A 23,494-nucleotide genomic window follows, 5' to 3' on the forward strand; every position below is an offset into this window, starting at 1 on the left:
GGGAATGAAATGAAAGTTCAGGAAGAAAACGAGCTTTACGACGAAATCAACGTGGTGCCGATGCTGGATCTCGCCTATGTGCTCCTGGTCATTTTCATAATTATGACCACAGCATCGGTACAAGGTATAAAGGTCAACCTCCCCAAGGCCAGCAATTCACCCAGTCTGGCCAAACCCACGACCAAGGCAATCACGATTAATGAAAACGGCCAGATCTTTCTGGACGCCTATCCGGTGACGCTGGATGAATTACGAACCCGTCTGGGGCAGCTGAAGGCGGCCAATCCTGAACTGCCGGTCGTCGTCAAGGGAGATACGGTCGTGCAATACGGCAAGGTCATGGACGTGCTCGAATTACTTGGGCAACTCGATATAACCCAGTTAGGCCTGGTAACCCAACGCCTGGTGAAGTGATGCCTGGGAACATCGGTGGAAAGTGATAAACCAGGTTGGATGCGCTGGGGGATTGTTGTACTTGTTTTGGGTGCGGCCGTCGCGCTGGGATTGTGGCTGAAAGATTTTCTTGGAAGCGATAAGCCGCCACCAAAAACTTCGTTGCAGCAGATCACCTTGCTCAAACCTCCGCCACCGCCACCTCCTCCACCACCGGAGCAGAAACCGCCGGAACCGGTGGTAAAGGAAGAGGTAAAGCTGCCCGAGCCTGCGCCAGAGCCGATGGATCAGGCTGATGAGCCGCCGCCAGGGCCGGATCTGGGTATCGATGCTGAAGGCACGGGAAGCGGCGACGCGTTCGGGCTCGTGGGAAAAAAAGGCGGGGCCGATCTGATAGGCGGCGGGGCCAAGGGAAATCCCTGGGCCTGGTATGACGCAATAGTGAATGACGCGGTGAATTCCGCCTTTCAGGAAGCTCTGGCGCGCGAGAAGGCGCTTAAAGACAAGACTTACAAGGTGGTGGTCAAAATGTGGATCGATGCCACAGGAAAGGTTACGCGAACTGCGCTGGTTGACAAGACCGGCGACCTAAAGGTTGATGAATTACTCAAAGACGTGCTTCAGAATCTGCGGGCCCTGCGTGATGCCCCCCCCGCCGACATGCCGCAACCAATAAAAATACGCGTGACCTCACGTGCTTGATGGTCTAGAGAAGAAGCGTAACGGAATGAATATGCATTTGACGCTAGCAGCCGCAGCCATAGCACTGGCATGTGCGGGCAATGCTCAGGCAAAAACCGATGAGCGCGAAAAGGTTGAAATCCTGTATGAGACGACGTTGAACCTGATCCATCTTCTGGTTGAGCAAGGCGTCATCAAGCAAGAAATGGCTGACGAAATGATACGAAAAGCGGAGCAAAAAGCAAAGGCCGCGCAGCAACTACAGCCAGCCCCGGAAAAAACCGTCGAGCCTGTGGCCAGCCCGCCTAAGAAAGGCGAAGTACGGGTAACTTACGTCCCCGAGCACATCAAAAGAGAAATTCGCGATCAACTGCGCGAGGAAGTGATCGGCCAGGCCAAACAGGATGGCTGGAAAGAGGTAAGCGTTGCCCCCGAATGGACAAGCCGCTTCAAGCTGGAAGGGGATATACGGCTAAGGGAACAGGCCGACTTCTACCCCAAGGGCAATGCTCCTGCCGCCAATTTTCAGGCCATCGGCCAGCAAATCGACAACACCACCGACGATAGTTTTCACCGGGAACGGGTTCGCATGCGTCTCGGCATCAATGCCAACGTTACTCAAGGGGTGGATCTGGGGCTGCGCTTGACCACAGGCAATGTCAATGATCCGTTAATAACCGGGCGTTTGCTAGGCCCCCCCCCGATATCCATTGGGTCCCCGGTATCCACGCTCCAGACACTGGGAACCTTCGATAGTAAATTCAGCTTTGTGCTGGATCAGGTTTATCTCCGGCTTACCCCATGGAACTGGCTCACCGTCAGTGGCGGCCGTTTCCCCAATCCCTTCTTCATCGGAACTGTGGGGAATATATACACGGGTATTCTCAGACCAGGACACACCATACCCACGGCGGGGGTGCAACATACTGATCTGTTATGGGATGCCGACTTGAATTTCGAAGGCCTGGCTGTCAATCTTCATCCTTGGCAGATGGAAAACAGGACCGTCAAACCATTCATTAACGCTGGGATATTTCCTCTGCAGAAAATCAATCAGAGCGAGACGGTCAAGGCCAAGGATAAATGGTTTTACGGGGTTCAGGCCGGGGTGGAGTGGTCGCCGGAGGAAACCGATACCAAAGTCAGGATGGCAGCTGCCTATTATGACTTCCGTAATATTCACGGCGTCCGCAACCCGAACTTCGGCGACACCTTGTTCAATCAGACCGCCACCCTGTTCCGGCAGAAAGGCAATAGTCTTTTCAATATCGATAACGATGGCGATCCCACCACCAATCTTTGGGCGCTGGCGGCCGATTACAAGCTCGCCAACGTGACCATGGTGGCGGACTACTCGAAATTCAGGCCCATCCATGTTATAGGCACCCTGGACTATGTGCGCAACGTAGGATACGACCAGAATAAAATTCTTGCGCGAACCGGGCAAGACATCAAACCACAGATCGACGCCTACCAAGTCCGCCTTACCGTGGGCTATCCCGTGATTTCGGAACGGCACCAGTGGCAGGTTTTCGCTTTTTACCGCTACTCCGGACGAGACTCGATGCTTGATGCCTTCACTGACTCGAATTATCTCATGGGTGGAACCAACCATAAGGGCTATACGCTCCATGCCCTGTATGGGGTGGCCCATAACACCTGGCTGGGACTGCGCTATAACTCTTACAGTTCAATCAGCGGCTTGCCCTTGGCTATCGATTCGGTGAACCTGGATCTTAACGCCAGGTTTTAATTTTTTCCCCGTACCAGTCGCCCAAATTTTCTGTTAGCAAAGTCAAATCGTATACGAGCAGGAGCAAGAAGATGATTCGGCAGATACTATGTCAAGGTGTAGCCATCATCTTCCTCTTGGGCTCGTTGCAGCCCGCAATAGCTGCCGCCAAGGATTCAAAGGATACGAAGAAAGAGAAGCAGGCGTTGCGCCGCATACAGCAACAGTTGAGTGAAGCCCAACAGCAGAAAGCGGCTGTGGAGCAAGAAAAAACGGTGCTTGAAGAAACACTAAAGAAAACCCATAGCGAAACGGAATCTCAAAAACGCGCGGCGGCGAGCGCGGCGGCCAGCGCGGCATTCAGGATTTCCCGGCTGGAGAAGGACGTGGAACTGGCCAACCATGAAAAAGCCGAATTGCACGCGCGGCTCGACCAAGCGGGCAAACGGAACGAGGAGATATCCGGCCAACGCAACCAATTGGAACAGGATCTGCGAAATATTACCGTGTCGCTTGCGAAGCAGAATGAGCAAAGGAAACTTTGTGAAACCCATAATGGCGAGCTTTATAAAATAGGCCGAGAACTGGTCGATTGGTATTCTGCCAAGGGGGCGCTGAACGCCATTCTGGAAGCAGAGCCCTTCACACGTATGAAAAGTGTTGAAATGGAAAATCTGCTGGAAAGCTACCGTGACAAGCTTGAAGGCCAGCGTCTGGAAAATAAATCCCAATGAATCCGAACAAAATCTCTATCCAATCCCGCCCAAGTTTCCAAGGATGTGAAAATGATACCGTGACTGATTTAAACCGCGCCAGTCACAACTGACCTGCAATCTGCTATTAAGGAACCGATATCACTGGAACGGATATCATTGCTATCCAAGATGTCTTAAGCCGAAAACCAATCTCTTCCTCCTATTTGCTGTGTACTCGCGGCTGCCGAGGCGCACAGACTGATCTTATCGCACATCATTCATTATTTTATTTCTTGCTCCTCCAAAGCTGGTAAGCAATAATATCGGGTTCTCTACCGCCTTCTCTGCAAGGTGAATCCTCACGTATTTCGGATAAGTCCCAGTATGCTGTTGATGATCGATAATTACGATTCCTTCACTTACAACCTGGTGCAATATTTTGGCGAGCTGGGTGAAGAAGTAACGGTATTTCGCAATGACGAAATCAAGCTCGACGAAATCGAGCAGCTGAAGCCTGCGCGAATCGTAATCTCGCCCGGACCGTGCACACCCAGCAAAGCGGGAATATCGATACCGCTGATCGAACGCTACCATAGCCGGATTCCCATATTGGGCGTATGCCTCGGCCACCAAAGCATAGGGCAGGCTTTTGGCGGCACAATCGTTCATGCACGGCAGGTCATGCATGGCAAGACTTCTCCTATTTTCCACAACGACTTGGGCTTGTTTCACGGTCTGCCAAATCCTTTCCATGCAACGCGCTATCATTCGCTTGTGATCGAGCGCGAGGGCCTTCCCGATTGCCTGGAGGTCACCGCGTGGACGGAAGATGGGGAAATCATGGGTATCCGCCATAAAACTCTGGCAATCGAAGGTCTGCAGTTTCACCCTGAATCTATCCTGACCGAGCACGGGCACAGGTTGCTGGCAAATTTCCTGGATCAACATACAGCGGCGGGAAAAGCGGTGCCAAGTGCCATGTGAGTGAGATATCCAAAAAGGACATCGTTATGAAACCGCAGGAAGCGCTGACCCGCATCATCGAACATCGTGAAATTTTTCACGATGAGATGCTCTCGCTCATGCGCCAAATCATGCGTGGGGAGCTGTCGCAAGCGCTGATTGCAGCGATCATCACCGGGTTGCGGGTAAAAAAGGAAACGATTGGGGAAATTGCCGCCGCGGCGCAAGTAATGCGGGAATTTGCGACCCGGGTAGAAGTGCCGGATCAGCAACATCTTGTGGACACCTGCGGCACGGGCGGAGACTCCGCCCATACGTTCAATATTTCCACCGCGGCGGCGTTCGTCGCGGCCGCCGCCGGGGCAAGAGTCGCCAAGCATGGAGGGCGCTCCGTTTCCAGCAAATCAGGAAGCGCCGATGTGCTAGAGGCGCTTGGCGTCAACCTCAACCAGACACCTGCGCAAATAGCAGAGGATATAGGAGAAATCGGCCTCGGCTTCATGTTCGCCCCCCATTTTCATAATGCGATGAAACACGCCGCGCCCGTACGGCGCGAACTGGGCATTCGTACCCTATTTAATATTTTGGGTCCGCTGACCAATCCTGCAGGGGCGAAGAACCAGTTGCTAGGTGTGTTTCACCCGGATCTCGTCGGCATACTGACGCGAGTGCTGCAGCGCCTGGGTAGCCATCACGTAATGGTGGTCCACGGCAGTGGTGACCAAGGCGGATTGGATGAGATCACCATAGCCGGCGAAACCTGGATAGGCGAGCTCAGGCATGACGAGGTAATTGAATACCTCGTCAGACCGGAGGATTTCGGCATGAAAACCGCCCCCATCGAAACGATACAAGCACAGGACCCTGCCCATTCCAGAATGATTCTGACATCAGTGCTGGATAATCAGCCCGGCCCGGCTCTGGATATCGTGCTACTTAACGCAGGTGCGGCGATTTATTTGGCAGGGGTGGCAGAGTCGCTGGAACGAGGTGTAGCAAAAGCACGCGCAGCAATCGAAAGCGGTGCTGCGAAAGCAAAGTTATGCGAACTTGTCGCGTTCTCGAATCGGGACAACACTTCGGGTTCGGCCCATGGCTGACATTCTGCAACAAATTCTTGCCGTCAAGCTTGAAGAAATCGCCGCGGCAAAAACCCTAAAACCATTGCTTGCGATGCGCCGGGAGGCAGAAGCTGCACCACCACCGCGGGACTTTACCGGTGCCCTTCGCGCCAGGATTGCCGCCGGGCGGCCCGCCGTTATTGCGGAAATCAAGAAGGCCAGCCCCAGCAAAGGTGTAATAAGAGAGCACTTCGATTCCGCCGCTATCGCCATGAGCTATGCGCTACATGGTGCGGCCTGCCTGTCGGTGCTTACCGATGAGCGTTTTTTTTGCGGTAGTGTGAAATATTTGAAGCAGGCCAGGGCCGCCTGTAATCTTCCGGTTCTGCGCAAGGATTTCTTATTGGAAGAATATCAGGTGTTCCAGACCCGGGCGATGGGTGGCGACTGTATTTTGATAATTGTCGCTGCCTTTCGAATGTCGCCCGTTCCGGGCGAAGAGGGGAAGCATCCGGAGAAAATGGTGGCGGAGATGCTCAAACTCGAATCGCTCGCGCATGCGCTGGGCATGGCAGCGCTGGTGGAGGTGCATGATGACGAGGATCTGGAACTCGCGCTGCAATTGAATTCTCCGCTGATCGGTATCAATAACCGTAATTTACGTACTTTCGAAACAAGCCTGGACACCACGTTACAATTATTGAATCGCATCCCTCCGTCACGTATGGTGATTACCGAAAGCGGCGTGCGCGCGCCGGCTGATGTCGCGCTGATGCGCGACCATGGGGTAAATGCGTTTTTGATCGGCGAAGCGTTTATGCGCGTCGCCGATCCGGGTGTGGAGCTGGCGCGGCTGTTCGAAGAGAACCAGACAGCATATGTCTCGGGAAAGAGCTCTTATGAAGTCGGCTAATTCCATCTATTCGGTTACAGCTGGAAACAGTCTGTTGCAAAAAAGCAACAAATAAATCCCCCCCCAACGCAAACTCTCTTTATTTCCTTGCTAGGTGTTGCCGCGTTAGGCACAATCTCTCAACCCTCTCACTCTGAGAGGTCCAAGCAGCGGGACACACTCCACCGAAATAGGGTCGGTGAGAGGACCCACCGTTTCAACTTTAAAGGAGATTTTCCACATGAAAAAGAAACTGATTGCTCTGGCTGTCGCCGGTGCACTCGCGGCCCCGGTGGTTGCATCCGCTCAGGGGACAAACGTCACGATTTTTGGCCGGGTACAAGCTGAATACAGCCTCGTCGATTTTTCCACCCAGCACAGCCAAGGGGGGCTTCAAGATAACTCCCGCTCCTCACGGTGGGGTTTGCATATCACGGAAGATCTGGGTAACGGGCTGAAAGCCAACGCACGCCTGGAAATGGGGTTGAACACGGGTTCCGGTTCCGCCACGACGCCCCGTGAACAATGGGTTGGGCTTTCCAGCAATCAATGGGGCGATGTCAAATTCGGCCGTGTTCAATCTCCGTTCAAAGACTTTGCCGGTGGGATGACAATCGATCCGTTCGCTTATACCACCCTGCAAGCCAACGGCGCGGGCGGTACCATGTCCGGCGGCGCCAACGGCCTGGGTTCGGGTGCAAACGGCTTCGTCAATAGTGCGATCCGTTTCGATTCCGCGAATATGGCAGGTTTTTCGTTCGCCGCTCTATTCATGCCCGGCGATGCCAACACGCTCAATCCTCTTAATTCCGGCAGCATCACATCCAGCTTCCTTCCCGGTGGCTTGGGTAGCCAAGGCAATACCGGCGGCCGGAACGGTGACTTCGACGGTCAGGCTGCTGCCAAATACCATGCTGACTTCATGGGCATGGGATTTGATGTATTCGGTGGCTACTCCCGCGACAACGCCAATAGCTTCCAGAGAGCCATCGGTCTGAAAACTGAAGAAGTATGGCGTGTGGGCGCTGCCTGGAGCTGGGAAAATCTGAAATTCGCCGGCCAATATGAACAAATCAACAACGCGATTGGTTCGGCGACCTGTACCACCGCTGCTTCCCTGACTGCTAATCCTCTTGACGCGGCTAGCACCTTAAACCCCGGCCATGGCCTTGTGACTGGGCAATGCAATTCCGCAATGAACTGGGGCGGTGACGGTAACATCTGGCACGCGATGGGTAGCTACAGATGGGGCAACACCACCCTGGTGGCCCAAGGTGGTATGACTCACGCGAACTCAACGGGCGGTAACGGGTTTGTTCCTGCCGCACAAAAACGTGCTGCCGATAGCTTCACGGTGGGCGTCATTCACAACCTGAGCAAACGCACCAGTATCTTCGGCGGCTATCAACATGTTTATGTAAGAAACGGTAATACTGCTGCTGCGAATGACCTGCCCGGTGTTGCTACCGACTCCGGTGGTGCAACCTTCACCGCACCTGCGTACGCAACAGGTAACCGCGCTACTTATACGATTGGCCTTCGTCATAACTTCTAATAGAAGCAAGGTAGTTAAGAATGGGGCGCCTAGCGCCCCATTTTTTTGTTTTCCAATGAAAAGATTTTGAGAGGTCGTATCAGGAAGGTGGATCAGGCGAACTATTGAGTCAGGCTAAAGGCCCGTTTCGCCCCTCTCGGTTCTGTCGAGTCCCGGCATTTATAGTGCCTTGATTAAAAGCAATTAACCCTGAAAAGGGTATGTGTTTAGTTTATGAAATATACGTGCTACCATACTGACGCGATAAAAATGCCATTACAAAAAATGGGCAGACTGGCGCAAACCCGTACTCGTCAATATCTGTGAGCAAATTGAAACAAGCGAAGTGACATCTACCAAGTCTGGCAGCGCCGGGAATGAGGTTGCATACCTAAGAGACCAGCGTGATCGAGTCACATTCAGCCTGAAAATAACGGGAAAATCAAGGCGGTTTCGCCTGCGGCTATCAATCAGTTTATTGAGTTTTTTGGAGGGTTCGTCATGGGAGTGCCGTTACGTCAACAGCTAACTGTCGCCGGTTATCTGCTGAAGCAGAAGTTGAAAGGGGTCAAGAAATACCCTATGGTTCTGATGCTGGAACCTCTATTTCGTTGTAATTTAGCCTGTGCAGGGTGTGGCAAGATCGACTATCCCGACGAGATTCTGGACAAACGGCTTTCATTTGAGGAATGCATGCAGGCTGTTGATGAGTGCGGTGCGCCCATGGTATCGATTCCAGGCGGCGAGCCCCTGATACACAAGGAAATGCCCGAAATCGTCGCCGGCATCGTGGCACGGAAGAAGTATGTCTATTTGTGTACAAATGCGCTGCTTTTGAAGAAAAAGATTGACGATTATACGCCATCCCCTTTTCTGACTTTTTCCGTTCATCTGGATGGCCTGAAAGAGAGGCACGATGCCTCGGTTTGCCAGGACGGCGTTTTTGATCGGGCGGTTGAGGCTATAAAAGTAGCAGTATCGAAAGGATTCCGGGTTACCGTAAACTGTACCCTGTTTCAAGGTGAAACCCCGGAGGATGTCGCTGAGTTTCTCGATTATGCAATGGAACTGGGTGTGGAAGGCGCGACCATTGCACCGGGATTCAGCTATGAGCGTGCTCCGAGACAAGACATCTTCATTAAGGGAAAGGATACCAAGAATTTATTTCGAGATATTTTCAAGCTTGGCAAGACCCGCAACTGGAAATTAAACCATTCCTCGCTTTACTTAGATTTTTTGGCCGGCAACCAGAATTATCAGTGCACGCCCTGGGGTAACCCAACCCGTAACATATTTGGCTGGCAAAAACCCTGCTATTTGTTGACGGATGAAGGCTATGCGGCAACATTCCAGGAGCTGTTGGATGATACGCCTTGGGAAAAATACGGCAACAGCAGCAATCCTAAGTGTGCCCAATGCATGGCTCACTGCGGCTATGAGGCGACCGCGGTTGAAGATATGTTACAGCATCCGATAAAGGCTTTTATCACCTCCATCAGGGGGCCGAAAACGACCGGTCCCATGGTAGCCGAGCCGACCCCAAAATGGGCGACCGAGCAACTAAAACCCCGAAAGACGATTGGTGGTATTCCAGTCAAGGTAGAGCGATAATTATACTGCCAGGATATCCTCTATGAGCCGGCCGCCCGGTACGTCATCCAAGCCTATGCTGTTTGATGGCGTACCGCGGAGCAGCTGGTTCCGCTCCAGAATACTCAACATGTGAAATTATTCATTGCGGAGCAAGAATCTGAGGCCCCCTGGTCGCCGGTTGCGCTAGCAGTGAATCGAATTTGAAATAAAAAACTTTCCAGCATTAAAGCTCGATGCTGGCCTCTGACACATCAGCTAGTTCTGCACAAATTTGTACCCTGTGGCTGAGCCGTTCGGTTTAGGCAAGATAAATACACTTGGTTAAGGTTGTCGAGATGAGAGTCCTGCACAGAATGAAGTCCTTATTGCAATTCCAGATTATCGGGGTCATGGTGCTGATCGCGCCCTGCACTTGGGCGGAAGCGCCGGATGCCCGTGGTCCGGAACAGGTGGTGAATTATTTGCATGACTCACTTATCAAGGCAATGCGTGAAGGCGAAAAACTCGGCTATCGCGGCCGTTTTGATTTGCTGGCTCCTGTTGTTGATCAAACTCACGATCTCGATTTCATTGCACGCACTACCCTGGGGGCCAATTGGGCTCAATTGGATGCCGAGCAACAGCGCACTTTTTCAGATATCTTCCGCAAACTGAGCATTGGGACGTATGCGGGATGGTTTAAGGGTTACGGGGGGGAGCGTTTCGAATTTCTGGAGCGACAAGCCATGCCACGAGATCAGGTTATGGTGCGCAGCAGGCTGGTCCAGCCAAGCGGCGAAGTCGTACGTTTCGATTACATCCTACGGCAGGGGAAAGATGGCTGGCGCATCATCAATATCCTGGCGGACGGAGTCAGCGACCTCGCGCTGAAACGCGTCGAATACCGCGCCATTCTTCAACGCGATGGGTTTCCCACACTCATCGACATGCTCAAGAAAAAAATCGTCCTGACCGAGCAAGGCTAAGAAAACAACCGTCTAGCAGCAGGGACTGTTTGTCCAAAATTGCTTCCCAGAAGGATGACTCCTCCACCCCACGCTTCTTCTCATAGCCGCACCTACGAGCTCTTTGCCCACTGGTCAGTTATTTCGTACCGTTATGGCGGCTGGGTCCTTCTTATCGCTTTGCTGGTCGCCGCGGGATGCGGCATATACGTCTCGCGCCACCTCGGTATGAATACGGACACGACGGACATGCTCTCCGAGCACTTGCCGTTCCGCGTCAATATGAAGCACTACAATAAAACGTTCCCTCAGGACGTGGACACGATGCTAGCGGTACTGGAAGCACCCACGCCCGAGCAGGCTCAAATTGCGACAAAGCGTCTTGTAACCCGCCTAAAGCAGGACACCTTAAACTTCCACGATATCTATCCGCCCAAGGTTGACGATTTTTTTTCACGCAATGCCTTGCTTTACGAGAGCATCCCAGAACTGGAACGCATCACGGATCGTCTGGCAGCGGCCCAGCCGCTCATTGCACATATCGCACGAGACCCGAGCTTGCAGGCGCTTGCTGCTGTAATCAGCGGAGCAGTCGAGGAATTACGGAAAGGCCGCACCATGGAACTTCGCCCGGTGCTAGCGGGCGTGAGCGCAACAGTGGATGCGCGCCTCGCCGGTTCGCCCCGAGAATTGTCGTGGCAGACGCTATTTCAGGGTGAGCCCCAAAAAAGGAAATACCAGGAATTGATCGTAATAAAGCCCAGGCTTGATTATTCTCAACTATTCCCGGCTGAGCAATCCATTTCGGCACTTCGTGCCGCAGCAAGAGAAACCGGCGTAACAGATGACAGTCCCGTGCGGCTGCGCATAACCGGCGAGGTTGCATTAGCCGATGATGAACTCAACAGTTCGTTACGCGGCATGGAATTCGCGGGAGTTCTCACATTTGTTTTGGTCGGCGTGGTGCTCTACTTCGCGATGCGTACTGGGGGACTGATACTCAATGTACTCGTTTGTCTGACGATGGGCCTGATTCTCACCGCGGCGTTCGCTACTGCTGTCGTCGGTCACCTGAATCTGATTTCCATCGCATTTGCCGTGCTGTACATCGGTTTGGGGGCGGACTTTGCTATCCACTTTCTGCTACGGTACAGAGAGGTTCTTGAGGGCAGGGCTCTGCCGGCCGAGGCCATGCGCATGTCGGGCGGCGATGCGGGCGCCGCGTTGACCGCGTGCACAATCACCAACGCCATTGGTTTCTACGCGTTCATACCCACCGATTACAAAGGGGTAGCGGAGTTAGGGATTATCTCGGGTACAGGCATGATCATCAGTTTGCTGGTGACGCTAACCATAGGCCCTGCCCTGCTACGCTTTCTACCGAAACGGTTCCCAACGAAATCGGTTAATGGGAAGAGCCCGGTAGGGAAAGTGCTCGAGCTGTCTTTGAGGTGGCATAAGTTGACCTATGCCGTTACATTGGCGGCTTCAATTGCTGCGCTTGCGATGCTGCCTCAGGTTAGGTTTGACTATAACCTGCTGAATATGCAGGATCAGAACGGAGAAGCGATAAAGACGTTTCGGGAACTTCTTTCAGAACCAGACCATTCGCCTTGGCATGCGTTTACGTTGGCTAAAGACCGCAACGAAGCTGCACATTTGGCTCAGCGCCTGGCGGAACTTCCGGAAGTGAATAAAGTGGTCACCCTTCTTGACTTTGTGCCAAAGGATCAGGATGAAAAACTCATGCTGATCGAGGAAATGGCGCTCACGATGGGGCCGATTACCCTATCGACGGGGAAACGCGTGGCGGGCGAACATATATCGGCGCAACAGCGCAAGGCACTGAATGAACTGGCTGCCTCGCTGGATCAGCTGATAGCCGATCATCCTCACCATCCCGCTGCCGAGGCGGCACGTGCCCTCAGGGTCTCCCTCGGCAAGCTTTTTGCCCAACTTGATGCCGCTAACCCTGCCGAGAGAAATAATCTGCTGCGCTCGGTGGAGGAAGATCTGCTGGCGACGTTGCCTACCGCCCTGGAGAACCTCCGTGCTGCTACCAACGCTGCCCCGTTTGGTGAGCAGGATCTTCCGGAATCGTTAAGCCAACGCTGGCGCAGCCAATCGGGCGAGTATCGGTTGGCCATCTATCCAGCGGAAGATCTTAACGACAATGAAGCGTTACGCCGCTTTGTGCATGCAGTGCAGCGTGTGGCGCCGAACGCTACTGGCGCGCCCATGGTCAGTCTTGAGGCAGGAGAGGCCGTGGTACAGGCATTCATTCAGGCATTTCTGTTAGCTCTGGCAGGCATTATCGTGGCGTTATTGATAGTGTTGCGCAGCTTTAAATACGCATTGCTCGTATTGATTCCACTGCTGTTATCCAGCTTGTTCACCGCCGCATTCACTGTTTTGCTGGGTGTACCGTTCAACTTCGCAAATATTATTGCCTTGCCGCTGTTGCTTGGTCTTGGTATCGACAGCAGTCTGCACATGGTGCATCGAAGCCTTAACAATGAACTGGTCAGCGAAGTTCTGATTCATACAAGTACCGCCCGCGCAATTTTCTACAGCGCCTTGACTGCCCTGGTTGATTTTGCAAGCCTCATGCTTTCCTCGCATCAAGGCACTGCCAGCATGGGAATATTGCTTACGGTCGGCCTGACTTTTACCCTGATATGTACTCTTGTGATACTTCCGGTACTACTGCGGGCGCCCACCCGAAGTATCGGCGCGGGAAATTCCGAAGAAGCGAGGTCAAGGTCATGAGTTTGACTTTGGAAAGATTGAGCATGCCAAGCCTTCCGCCGGCTTTTTCAGTAACAGATAAAGTTATACGCGACTTGGGCAATTATTGTTTATAATTCGCACCTTGAGATAATTCAACCGGATTAAGAATTAAAAAGGATTAAAAAGAATTACGGGGGATCCAATACTATTAACAAGGTTGGCTCTGCGTCTTGCCTGATCATGAAAAGTACACCGATTCTCGCCTTATTGCTGGTATGTGCATCAGTGCTGGCAGGTTGTGCAACCATGCGCCCGAGCGACCCGAACATGGAGGCGCTCGAATCCCATGAGAGAATGGATTCCATTGACCCTAACGAGAAAACTAATCGTAAATTTTACGAATTTACCGATATGGTCGACCGGAATATTCTGGCGCCGGTTGCGGACGTGTATATAAAGTATGTGCCCAACCCCATGCAGCGTTCGATCGGCAATTTCTACGACAATGTCGCTTATCCAAACGTCATACTAAATGATTTTTTGCAGGGAAAGATACGTCAGGGGTTTCAGGACACTTTGCGTTTCGTCATAAACTCCACAATAGGCGGGGTGGGTCTTTTCGATGTGGCGGGGCCTATGGGACTGCCACAGCATGACGAGGACTTTGGCCAAACGCTCGGCGTTTGGGGGGTTGGCACGGGATCTTATCTTTTTGTTCCTCTGCTCGGCCCCAGCAGCTATCGGGACGCGCCCGGCATTCCGGTGAGTTTTTTCAGCAATATGCTGTTTGTCGCGGGAACATTCGCGAGTAGCGCCGTGATGGCGCCGATTTCCGTTCTAGGTATCATCGATAAGCGGGCCCGGTTATCGGGACCCATGCGTGTTCGCGACCAGGCAGCGCTGGATCCCTATCTATTTGTGCGTGAAGGGTTTTTACAACAGCGCAAGCATTTGATTTACGATGGCGACCCGCCACCCGAAAGCTATGATGATCCGATGAACCACGACATACCACCGAACGAGCCCGCAGCCGGAACTGTAGGCCAAACCATTAAACCGAGGCCGTAAGAGGTTCCAGATGGACATGACCCATTTGTATTAAGCGGCGACTCGTCTTTGCAGTTGGGATTTTCTCGCAAAACCATTTTCGTGATGATAGCAGCTACATATGACAATAATATGGATGCGTTGGGTAATTTGCGTAACCCGCTTGAGGGAGCATGGTAAAAACAAATGAAGATATTTAAAACCATAGCCAGATTGGCTTCGCACGATCGGTACGTCGGTTCGTCAAATACCAGTACGGATATAAAATCGCCAGAGGATGGGTTGGCTGCGGCGCGCAAGGCTCTGCTGTCTCTTCAAAAAGAAAACGGCCACTGGTGTTTTCCCCTGGAAGCGGACTGCACGATTCCGGCGGAATATGTGCTAATGATGCACTTCATGAATGAAGTGGATATAGGACTTGAAGGCAGAATTGCCCGGTTCATTCGTGAGAAGCAGGATCCCGAGCATGGCGGCTGGCCGTTGTTCTATGGCGGGCATTTTGATCTAAGCGGCACAGTCAAGGCATACTATGCCCTGAAAATTGCGGGCGACGCGCCGGAGGCCCCCCATATGGCGCGCGCCCGCGCGGCTATTCTGAATCATGGCGGCGCAGCCCGGGCGAATGTATTTACCCGCTTGATGCTTGCAATGTACGGCCAGATTCCCTGGCGAGGCGTTCCATTTGTACCGGTCGAGATCATACTGTTACCTCAATGGTTCCCGTTTCACTTGAGCAAGGTTTCGTATTGGTCTCGTACTGTGACGGTGCCGCTATCCATCCTTTGCAGCCTGAAAGCACGCGCAGCAAATCCTCGTAACGTCCATATTCGTGAGCTTTTCACGGTTGCCCCGGAACAAGAGCGAGATTATTTTCCCGTGCGCACTCGCCTCAACCGACTGCTCCTGCTCATCGAACGTACTGCTTCGCTATTTGAACCGTTCATCCCCCAGGCCTTGCGCCGTATCGCACTCCGTCGGGCAGAACGCTGGATAGTTGAGCGGCTTAATGGCGAATGCGGGCTGGGAGCAATTTTTCCGGCCATCGTAAACGCGAGCGAAGCACTTGCATTGTTGGGATATCCCTACGAACATCCTTATCGGGAACAGTGCCGCAAGGCACTACTCGGACTCGTGGTCGAAGAGGGGGAGCGCGCCTGGGTTCAGCCGTGCACCTCACCGGTATGGGATACCGTTCTGGCAACCCTTGCCTTACAGGAAGATCCCGACGTGGATCAGAAGCCTATAAGAAAGGCTCTTGATTGGCTGATTCCCAACCAGATACTTGACGCACCCGCGGATTGGCGGGGCGCTCATCCGGGATTGGCGGGGGGCGGCTGGGCGTTCCAATATGCAAATCCCCATTATCCGGATCTGGATGATACCGCTGCGGCAGCATGGGCGCTGCAGCAGGCAGATTCAGACGTTTATCGCGAGAATATAAAGCGAGCGGCAGACTGGCTTGCCGGCATGCAATCGAGTAATGGCGGCTTTGCGGCTTTCGATTCCGATAATACCTATTACTACCTCAATGAAATCCCTTTTGCAGATCATGGCGCATTGCTCGATCCGCCTACCAGCGATGTGACAGCTCGCTGCGCGGGCTTTCTGGCATTATATGGCGAACCCAGACACAAGCAGAACGTGGAACGGGGTCTTGAATACTTGTTCCGTGAGCAGGAACCCAGCGGTGCATGGTTTGGGCGCTGGGGGAGCAATTATATTTACGGCACCTGGTCGGTACTTGAAGCTTTCCGGCTAGCCCGCGTGGATATGAATCACCTCGCTGTTCGCCGGGCAGTACAATGGCTGAAGTCCGTGCAACGTGATGATGGCGGATGGGGTGAAGGCAATGACAGTTATTTCACACCGGCGCAGGCCGGACAGTTTAACCGAAGCACGTCCTTTCAGACAGGCTGGGCGGTGCTGGCTCTGATGGCGGCTGGCGAAGGGCATAGCCATGAGGTCCGCCGTGGTATCGAATACTTGTTATACGAGCAGGGCAGTGATGGCTTATGGCACGATCCATGGTTTACCGCCCCGGGTTTTCCCAAGGTTTTTTACCTGAAATATCATGGCTATGACAAATATTTCCCCGTGTGGGCCCTGGCCAGATTCCAATCACTGAGCCGCAAGACTTCTGTGTGAGAAAAATAGGAATTGTCACGGCAATGCGGATGGAGGCCCGCTGTATTACGCGGCGTCACTTGCCTTTTAACCAAAGAATCAGCCTGGGCCAGAGCGCGTCGATATGGCTCTGTGGTATGGGAGAAGAGGCGGCCCTGCAAGCAGCAGCAGGATTAAAGGCAGGCGGGGCGACTGCCCTGATGAGCTTCGGGTTTGCGGGGGCGCTGGATCCAAACTTGCGCCCCGGCGATCTGGTATTGCCAGAAGCTATTCATGCCGGCTATTCCATGCCCGTCGACTTAAGCTGGAGATCGCGTCTACGGCAGATGCTTCCCGCCTCCCTGAATGTCAGCGACGGTACATTGGCCACGAGCAGACTAGTGCTGAGTTCGGCAAGTGCAAAGCTCGAGTTGGCGCGCGCTACCGGGGCGTGCGCGGTAGACATGGAAAGTGGAGCAGTGGCAGAAGCTGCCGCTCATGCGGATTTGCCGTTCATGGCAGTGCGTGTGATCTCTGATGCGGTAGAGTTTTCGCCACCCGCTATTCTAATGGATGCGGTCCATCCGGATGGCAGCGCCAATCTCGCCCGTCTGCTGCTTTTGTTGTTACGAGGCTCTGTATCACTCTCAACTTTACTTCGTCTCGCGGTGGAGTCTCGTGCGGCGTGTTCCACTTTGTCCACCGTGGCGAAATATGCCGGCACGGAATTAGGGATCGCCTGAAGTCTCTGAACAGGTTGTCCCTCTATCAACGCAAGCGATAGCTTCGTTATTCAACCAGGCATCCACGGAAAACTTGTTCCGGGATTCCTTAACGAGTAGAATATCGCCCTTTCGCATCAGGCATTTAATGGAGAGCACATGCCAGTCACAACCGATCAAAAAGCACAGGTGGTGCGCGACTATCAGCGAGCCGCTGGAGATACGGGTTCCCCCGAAGTACAAGTCGCGTTATTGACGACGCGGATCAACGACTTAGCCAGTCATTTCAAAGCACACGTTAAGGATCATCATTCTCGTCGCGGCTTATTGCGCATGGTTAGCCGCCGCCGTAAATTGCTCGATTACCTGAAGCACAGCAGCACAGACCGATACCGCATGCTAATCGAGCGTCTAGGCCTGCGCAAGTGACATCTCTCTTCTGAAGGAGAGATAGCGAATTTGAATTGCTTTTTAAAAAGGCATTTTCAATAAGTCTGAGCTCCAAATGCTGGCCGAAACGACGAAATGATCTTATAGAAAGGGTACTAATTGAATTCGATAAAGAGAAGTATTGCCTACGGGGCTCATCAATTAACGCTGGAAACGGGCGAAATAGCAAGGCAATCGCACGGCGCTGTGATGGTTACCATGGACGACACCGTAGTTCTGGTTACCGTCGTAGGCGCAAAGACCGCTAAGCAGGGGCAAGACTTTTTTCCCTTGACTGTCGATTATCAGGAACGCACCTATGCCGCGGGTAAAATACCCGGCAGCTTTTTTAAACGTGAAGGCCGCCCCTCCGAAAAAGAAATTCTTACATCCCGCCTGATCGACCGCCCCATCCGTCCGCTGTTCCCTGAAAATTTTTATAATGAAGTGCAAATCGTCGCCACGGTTTTATCGTCTGATAACGAAGTGGACGCGGATATACCGGCCATGCTCGGCGCATCCGCAGCGCTCGTCCTTTCGGGCATACCATTTGATGGGCCTGTTGGCGCAGCCCGTGTCGGATACATCAACGGGGAGTATGTTCTAAATCCCACCACCACCGAATTAAAGCAAACGCAACTGAATTTAGTAGTCGCAGGAACCCAACAAGCTGTGCTGATGGTGGAATCCGAGGCAACAGAGCTGTCGGAAGACATAATGCTGGGCGCCATTACTTATGGTCATCAGCAAATGCAGGCGGCGATTGAGGCCATCAACGGCCTGGCTGACGAGGCCGGGGTTACCGCATGGGACTGGGTACCGCCTCAGAGGGATGGGGCCCTGGCTCAAAAAATTGCTGATTTGGCCGAAACGGATCTGCGTGCTGCGTTCCAATTGAAGCAGAAACAGGTGCGCTCCGAAACCATAGATAATATCTGGAGAAAAGTCTTTTCCGAGCTCGGCGTTGATGAAGAGGGTGGTCCTGATGCACAGGCTGTAAAGGAAGCATGCTTTGCCCTTGAATCACGAATCGTACGCTCCCAGATTCTGGATGGCGAACCCCGCATAGATGGACGGGATACTCGCACAGTCCGGCCTATTACCATACGCAACGGTCTGTTGCCGCGCACCCATGGCTCAGCCCTATTTACCCGTGGAGAAACCCAGGCACTGGTTGTCGCGACCCTCGGTACAGGAAGGGATGAACAAAAAATTGATGCGTTACAAGGAGATTACTCCGAGCGCTTCATGCTCCACTATAACATGCCCGCTTATGCTACCGGCGAAACTGGCCGTGTAGGCACACCCAAACGACGCGAAATTGGGCACGGGCGCCTTGCCAAACGAGCGCTCATTGCGGTATTGCCCACCCCCGAAGAATTTGGTTACTCGCTACGAGTTGTATCCGAGATTACTGAATCCAACGGTTCCAGCTCTATGGCTTCGGTTTGTGGCGGATGCCTGGCATTAATGGATGCGGGCGTGCCCTTAAAGTCGCATGTGGCGGGCATTGCCATGGGGCTCATCAAGGAGGGCAACCGGTTTGCGGTGCTGACCGATATTCTCGGCGATGAAGATCATCTGGGCGATATGGACTTCAAGGTTGCCGGTACCGAGAAAGGTATTACCGCACTTCAAATGGATATCAAGATTCAAGGCATTACGAAAGATATTCTGCAAGCCGCGCTGATCCAGGCAAAAGAAGGACGCATGCATATTCTCGGGATCATGAAAGAGGCTCTGCCGGCAACTCGAGCGGACATCTCCGAGCATGCACCGCGCATCATCAAGCTGAAAATCAACCCCGAAAAAATCCGTGATGTAATCGGAAAGGGTGGCGCAGTGATCCGGGCACTTACGGAGGAGACCGGCACCACCATCGATATCACTGATGACGGCACCGTTATGATAGCTTGCATTAATGCCGAAGGTGGCGAACTGGCAAGAAAGCGCATCGAAGATATTACTGCCGAGGTAGAGGTGGGAAAAACATATGACGGTACCGTATTGAAGCTTTTAGATTTTGGTGCGATCGTCAGTGTGCTGCCTGGCAAAGATGGTTTGCTGCATATTTCGCAAATTGCCAACGAACGTGTCAATAACGTAGCCGATCATCTCAAGGAAGGCCAGGTGGTCCGCGTGAAAGTCCTGGAAGCCGATGACAAGGGACGTTTGCGTCTCAGTATGAAAGCCGTTGCGGCTGATGCCACAGATAACGCGGTTTCCTAGGCGAGCCCTGCTTTAAAAAATACTTCTAGGAAACAACACCCCCCAGTCTGAAACTGGGGCTGTTGTTTGAATATCTAGCTTAAACGTGTAAGGATTGAAAAAAATGGATAGAAGAGAAGATAGCAGAGTGCTTATTTGGCTATCTGTTTTTCTCTTATTTCATCAAGCGTTTTACAATCAATGCAGAGGGTAGCAGTAGGACGGGCTTCGAGACGTTTCAGGCCGATTTCCACCCCACAACTTTCGCAATAACCATAATCTCCGGTATCTATTTTTGCGATCGTTTCATCAATTTTCTTGATCAGCTTGCGCTCACGATCACGATTTCGTAATTCCAGCGCCATGTCAGACTCTTGACTGGCCCGGTCATTAGGATCGGCGAAAATCGTCGCTTCATCCTGCATGGTGTGCACTGTGCGATCGATATCGTGCCCCAACTCAACCTTAATGCCTTCCAGTATATTGCGAAAATGCATAAGCTGCTTGGAACTCATGTAACTTTCTCCCTTCTTCGGCTTATAAGGAGCGATTTGTTTTTGCAGTTCTTGCGGCATATTAATATTCCTTCATTCCTGGTATGGTATAAAGACCTCAAAATATTATATAGCAACTAAGCTTTTGTTCGCCTGGGCGTCCCGTAAAGCGCCGTTACGCCTCTACCGTCCCAACTCATAAGGTTTAGCGGTTTCCAGCCCATGCAAGGCAGCACGAATTCTTGCAGAATTCTCATCGCTTGAATACCCCTGAAGAAAAAATAAATAGATCATTTTCATTATTAGAAGCAGGCTTGCGCTGATCTCTCCCACCCAGATGCCATGTGCCGCCAGAACCTGTGCACATAAATGGTGATCTACCTGTGCCATAGTGAATGTTTCCCAAATCGGCTTGCCGCTATATGACTAGGGCAGGAAACCGGCCGCCCGGCGCTTGGGAATTGTGACATAATATTTCCCCTCAAATTCAGGAGACAATTATGCGCAACAAGAAATCTCTCATTTCAATCGCAATGGGCTCTGCCTTTGCCAGCAGCTTAGGCATCACACCCGCTTGTGCGGCTGATGACCTTTTCGCGTTGCAAACATTGGATAAGGGCTATATGCTTGCCTATGCTGACAGGGTCGACCCAAATAAATATGGTGGAGCAAAACCCGGATCTGGTGGAGCAAAATCCGCGGAAGGCCGATGTGGCATGTCAATGGTGGACGCCAATAAAGACGGCAAGGTTACCAAGGAGGAATTTCTCAAGCACCACGAAGCCATATTCGACAGTATCGATGCCAACAAGGATGGCGCGGTCGATCAGCCAGAGGCCGATGGTTACTCGGGCAAGTCCAATGCGGCGTCCCCGAACACAGCGCCACACGGCGCGATGAAAAAATAATTCCGAAATAATTCATTCGTGTTCTTCATGTGGTAGCTCCGGTTATTTCAGGTGCAGGCGTGGGTCTTCGGCGGGAGTTAATTCCCGCTCTAAAAACCTGCGTTCCCGCCACCATTGATTTTTTCGAAATTGCCCCCGAAAACTGGATCGACCTCGGCGGCCCATTGGGCCGGGATTTACGGGTATTTACAGAGCGCTACCCCTTCGTTTGCCATGGCCTCTCGCTCTCGATCGGCAGCCCGGCGCCTCTGAATGAAGAGTTATTGCGAAAGGTTCGGCAATTTCTTGAACAGCATGGGATCAACCTCTATACCGAGCACCTGTCCTACTGCTCGGACGAGGGGTATTTATATGATCTGCTTCCGATACCCTTCACCGAGGAAGCGGTAAAGTATGTTGCAGGGCGCGTCCGCCGTGTCCAGGATATTCTGGAGCGCCGCATTGCGCTTGAAAATGCTTCGTATTACGTGCAGGCACCCATTACGGAAATGAGTGAAGCGGATTTTATCCGCTTCGTGCTGGTCGAGGCGAACTGTGACTTGCACCTTGACGTGAATAATGTGTATGTTAATAGCATTAACCATGCTTATGATCCTCTCGAATTCATCCGCGCCATGCCTTCCGAACGCATTGTCTACATGCATATGGCCGGGCATTACAACGAAGCGGAGAATCTGATCATAGACACGCACGGCACCAACATCATAGATCCCGTGTGGTCATTGTTGGAAGACACCTATCGCATTCATGGAATTGCACCCACGCTGCTGGAACGCGATTTTAATATTCCACCCCTTCATGAACTGATGCATGAAGTAGAACGTATTGCGCTGATTCAGGCCCGGCATATCAATGCAAGTCATGGCTAGATTGCTACCTGAGTTTCAGCGCTTCCAATACGCTTTTACTTCGCATATACGTAACCCCAGGGCAAACCCCTGCCCGCCGGGGATTGAAGCCCGGCGCATGCGAATATACCGGAGCCTGGTTTACAAAAATCTGGAGAGCTTTCTGCTGAATTGTTTTCCGGTCCTTCGGAAAGTGCTGGGAGAGCGGCGATGGGCACGGCTCGTGCGCGACTTTCTTGCCGACCACCACAGCTGTTCGCCTCTTTTTCACGAGATACCCCAGGAATTCATGCGGTTCCTGCAAACGGATGGGGCCGTGCCTGCAACTTATCCGAAATTTGTGCTGGAACTGGGGCATTATGAATGGATAGAGCTGGTACTTTTCACTTCATCCGATACACCGGACTGGGAAGTAATCGACCCGGCAGGCAACCTGCTTGAAAAGCGTCCTGTTTTGAATCCGGTGCTCGCTAACCTGCGTTATAGCTGGCCCGTGCATCGCATTGCTCCGCGCATCAAGATCTTACCGGCTGAAACATATTTACTTGTATTTCGCGATGCCGGCGACCAGGTTCAATTTACAGAAATTAATGCGTTTACCTCGCGCCTGCTCCATCTTCTGGAGTCTGCGGACTACACGGGGCAAACGGCGCTTGAAATCATCGCTACGGAAAGTCAGCACCCTTCGCCTGAGGTCGTGATTCAGGGTGGCGTTAAAATTATGCGTGATTTACGGATGCGTGGCGCTTTCCTGGGCACTACTTCATGTGAATAAATTTAATTGTTGTATCGGCTCTTGGCTACGCCCCGGTTTGAGCTTCAGATATGCCTGATAGGGTATGACCCCTATATCTACCCATCCGGAGAATCTTCATCAAGTTCAATCCGCTGGACCTCAAGAAAATTTCCCGTCTGACGGTTGCACACTACAACGAACGCGCCGCAGCTTTTTGGCAAGGGACGAGAAATCATGACGTCAGGCAAAACATCGCCGCGTTGCTACAGAACATCGAGTGCGATCCGCCCTGTAAAATACTCGATTTTGGCTGTGGGCCGGGACGCGATCTCAAGGTTTTCAAGGAGCTTGGCCATCTCGCGGTGGGACTGGAAGGTGCCGAGCGTTTTGTCGAAATGGCTCGCAGCTACAGTGGTTGCGATGTGTGGTTCCAGGATTTTCTAAGCCTCGATCTGCCGAGCGAATACTTCGATGGCATATTTGCCAATGCTTCGCTATTTCATGTCCCTGGCTGTGAAGTGCCTCGTGTATTGAAGGAGCTCCGGGCCACGCTGAAACCGGGCGGTATACTATTCAGCTCCAATCCGCGCGGCAGCAATGAGGAGTGCTGGAACCAGGATCGTTATGGTATGTATCATGATATTGAAGGCTGGCGGCGCTACATGACCGCGGCGGAGTTCGTTGAAATGACTCACTACTACCGCCCGGCGGGTCTTCCGCGCGAACAGCAGCCGTGGCTGGCCAGTGTGTGGCGCAAACCGGACATATTGTGCTGAGCAGG

At 52.6% G+C, this 23,494-nt stretch carries 22 protein-coding genes; 20 read left to right on the forward strand and 2 right to left on the reverse strand.

The window, feature by feature from the left end; genetic code table 11:
• Positions 1-9 precede the first annotated feature (9 nt).
• From BMX00_RS07355 to pnp, 16 genes are all read left to right on the forward strand, one after another.
• Complete coding sequence (locus BMX00_RS07355) at positions 10-414, forward strand: ExbD/TolR family protein (RefSeq protein WP_090828368.1); 405 nt, start codon at positions 10-12, stop codon at positions 412-414.
• A 15-nt stretch (positions 415-429) separates the two neighbouring features.
• Positions 430-1,095, forward strand: coding sequence for a TonB C-terminal domain-containing protein (locus BMX00_RS07360; protein WP_245727905.1), 666 nt, complete (start codon positions 430-432; stop codon positions 1,093-1,095).
• Positions 1,096-1,126: 31 nt separating this feature from the next.
• Positions 1,127-2,827: a putative porin gene (locus BMX00_RS07365; RefSeq protein WP_245727907.1), complete on the forward strand. Its 1,701-nt coding sequence runs from the start codon at positions 1,127-1,129 to the stop codon at positions 2,825-2,827.
• A 71-nt stretch (positions 2,828-2,898) separates the two neighbouring features.
• The gene (locus tag BMX00_RS07370) at positions 2,899-3,540 is read left to right on the forward strand and encodes a DNA repair protein (RefSeq protein WP_090828371.1); all 642 of its coding nucleotides are present in this window, start codon (positions 2,899-2,901) and stop codon (positions 3,538-3,540) included.
• Between the two features lie 345 nt (positions 3,541-3,885).
• Complete coding sequence (locus tag BMX00_RS07375; RefSeq protein WP_090828372.1) at positions 3,886-4,485, forward strand: anthranilate synthase component II; 600 nt, start codon at positions 3,886-3,888, stop codon at positions 4,483-4,485.
• Between the two features lie 26 nt (positions 4,486-4,511).
• The gene (trpD, locus tag BMX00_RS07380) at positions 4,512-5,564 is read left to right on the forward strand and encodes an anthranilate phosphoribosyltransferase (RefSeq protein ID WP_090828464.1); all 1,053 of its coding nucleotides are present in this window, start codon (positions 4,512-4,514) and stop codon (positions 5,562-5,564) included.
• Positions 5,557-6,438: an indole-3-glycerol phosphate synthase TrpC gene (trpC, locus tag BMX00_RS07385; RefSeq protein ID WP_090828373.1), complete on the forward strand. Its 882-nt coding sequence runs from the start codon at positions 5,557-5,559 to the stop codon at positions 6,436-6,438. Before trpD ends, trpC begins: the two co-directional genes overlap by 8 nt.
• A 220-nt stretch (positions 6,439-6,658) precedes the next feature.
• On the forward strand, positions 6,659-7,972 hold the full coding sequence (locus BMX00_RS07390) for a porin (RefSeq protein ID WP_090828374.1): 1,314 nt from the start codon (positions 6,659-6,661) through the stop codon (positions 7,970-7,972).
• A gap of 480 nt (positions 7,973-8,452) precedes the next feature.
• Positions 8,453-9,562: an adenosyl-hopene transferase HpnH gene (hpnH, locus tag BMX00_RS07395; protein ID WP_090828375.1), complete on the forward strand. Its 1,110-nt coding sequence runs from the start codon at positions 8,453-8,455 to the stop codon at positions 9,560-9,562.
• A 335-nt stretch (positions 9,563-9,897) separates the two neighbouring features.
• Positions 9,898-10,509, forward strand: coding sequence for an HpnM family protein (locus BMX00_RS07400; protein WP_245727909.1), 612 nt, complete (start codon positions 9,898-9,900; stop codon positions 10,507-10,509).
• Positions 10,510-10,563: 54 nt separating this feature from the next.
• Complete coding sequence (locus BMX00_RS07405; protein WP_090828377.1) at positions 10,564-13,257, forward strand: MMPL family transporter; 2,694 nt, start codon at positions 10,564-10,566, stop codon at positions 13,255-13,257.
• A gap of 201 nt (positions 13,258-13,458) precedes the next feature.
• On the forward strand, positions 13,459-14,286 hold the full coding sequence (locus tag BMX00_RS07410; RefSeq protein WP_090828378.1) for an MlaA family lipoprotein: 828 nt from the start codon (positions 13,459-13,461) through the stop codon (positions 14,284-14,286).
• 165 nt (positions 14,287-14,451) lie between these two features.
• Positions 14,452-16,410: a squalene--hopene cyclase gene (gene shc, locus BMX00_RS07415; protein ID WP_090828379.1), complete on the forward strand. Its 1,959-nt coding sequence runs from the start codon at positions 14,452-14,454 to the stop codon at positions 16,408-16,410.
• Positions 16,407-17,111 (forward strand): phosphorylase family protein, encoded by a 705-nt coding sequence (locus BMX00_RS07420; protein ID WP_090828380.1) that lies wholly within the window; start codon positions 16,407-16,409, stop codon positions 17,109-17,111. Before shc ends, BMX00_RS07420 begins: the two co-directional genes overlap by 4 nt.
• Positions 17,112-17,249: 138 nt before the next feature.
• Positions 17,250-17,519, forward strand: coding sequence for a 30S ribosomal protein S15 (gene rpsO / locus BMX00_RS07425; RefSeq protein WP_090828381.1), 270 nt, complete (start codon positions 17,250-17,252; stop codon positions 17,517-17,519).
• A 120-nt stretch (positions 17,520-17,639) separates the two neighbouring features.
• Positions 17,640-19,748, forward strand: coding sequence for a polyribonucleotide nucleotidyltransferase (gene pnp, locus BMX00_RS07430; protein WP_090828382.1), 2,109 nt, complete (start codon positions 17,640-17,642; stop codon positions 19,746-19,748).
• Positions 19,749-19,879: 131 nt separating this feature from the next.
• Here pnp and dksA read toward each other — a convergent pair whose 3' ends face one another.
• The gene (gene dksA, locus BMX00_RS07435; RefSeq protein WP_090828383.1) at positions 19,880-20,302 is read right to left on the reverse strand and encodes an RNA polymerase-binding protein DksA; all 423 of its coding nucleotides are present in this window, start codon (positions 20,300-20,302) and stop codon (positions 19,880-19,882) included.
• 102 nt (positions 20,303-20,404) lie between these two features.
• On the reverse strand, positions 20,405-20,611 hold the full coding sequence (locus BMX00_RS07440; RefSeq protein ID WP_090828384.1) for a hypothetical protein: 207 nt from the start codon (positions 20,609-20,611) through the stop codon (positions 20,405-20,407).
• Between the two features lie 110 nt (positions 20,612-20,721).
• Here BMX00_RS07440 and BMX00_RS07445 point away from each other — a divergent pair, with 110 nt between their 5' ends.
• The 4 genes from BMX00_RS07445 (at position 20,722) to BMX00_RS07460 (ending at position 23,489) form a co-directional block, all read left to right on the forward strand.
• Positions 20,722-21,129: an EF-hand domain-containing protein gene (locus tag BMX00_RS07445; RefSeq protein WP_090828385.1), complete on the forward strand. Its 408-nt coding sequence runs from the start codon at positions 20,722-20,724 to the stop codon at positions 21,127-21,129.
• A gap of 59 nt (positions 21,130-21,188) precedes the next feature.
• Entirely contained in the window at positions 21,189-21,998 is an 810-nt protein-coding gene (locus tag BMX00_RS07450; RefSeq protein ID WP_245727911.1) for an HvfB family MNIO-type RiPP peptide maturase, read from the forward strand.
• Entirely contained in the window at positions 21,991-22,752 is a 762-nt protein-coding gene (locus BMX00_RS07455) for an HvfC family RiPP maturation protein (RefSeq protein ID WP_090828465.1), read from the forward strand. Before BMX00_RS07450 ends, BMX00_RS07455 begins: the two co-directional genes overlap by 8 nt.
• 137 nt (positions 22,753-22,889) lie before the next feature.
• The gene (locus tag BMX00_RS07460) at positions 22,890-23,489 is read left to right on the forward strand and encodes a class I SAM-dependent methyltransferase (RefSeq protein WP_281245900.1); all 600 of its coding nucleotides are present in this window, start codon (positions 22,890-22,892) and stop codon (positions 23,487-23,489) included.
• The last annotated feature ends 5 nt before the right edge of the window (positions 23,490-23,494 follow it).

Origin of the sequence: Nitrosovibrio tenuis (assembly GCF_900109785.1) — a bacterium.
Taxonomy (GTDB): Bacteria; Pseudomonadota; Gammaproteobacteria; order Burkholderiales; family Nitrosomonadaceae; genus Nitrosospira; species Nitrosospira tenuis_A.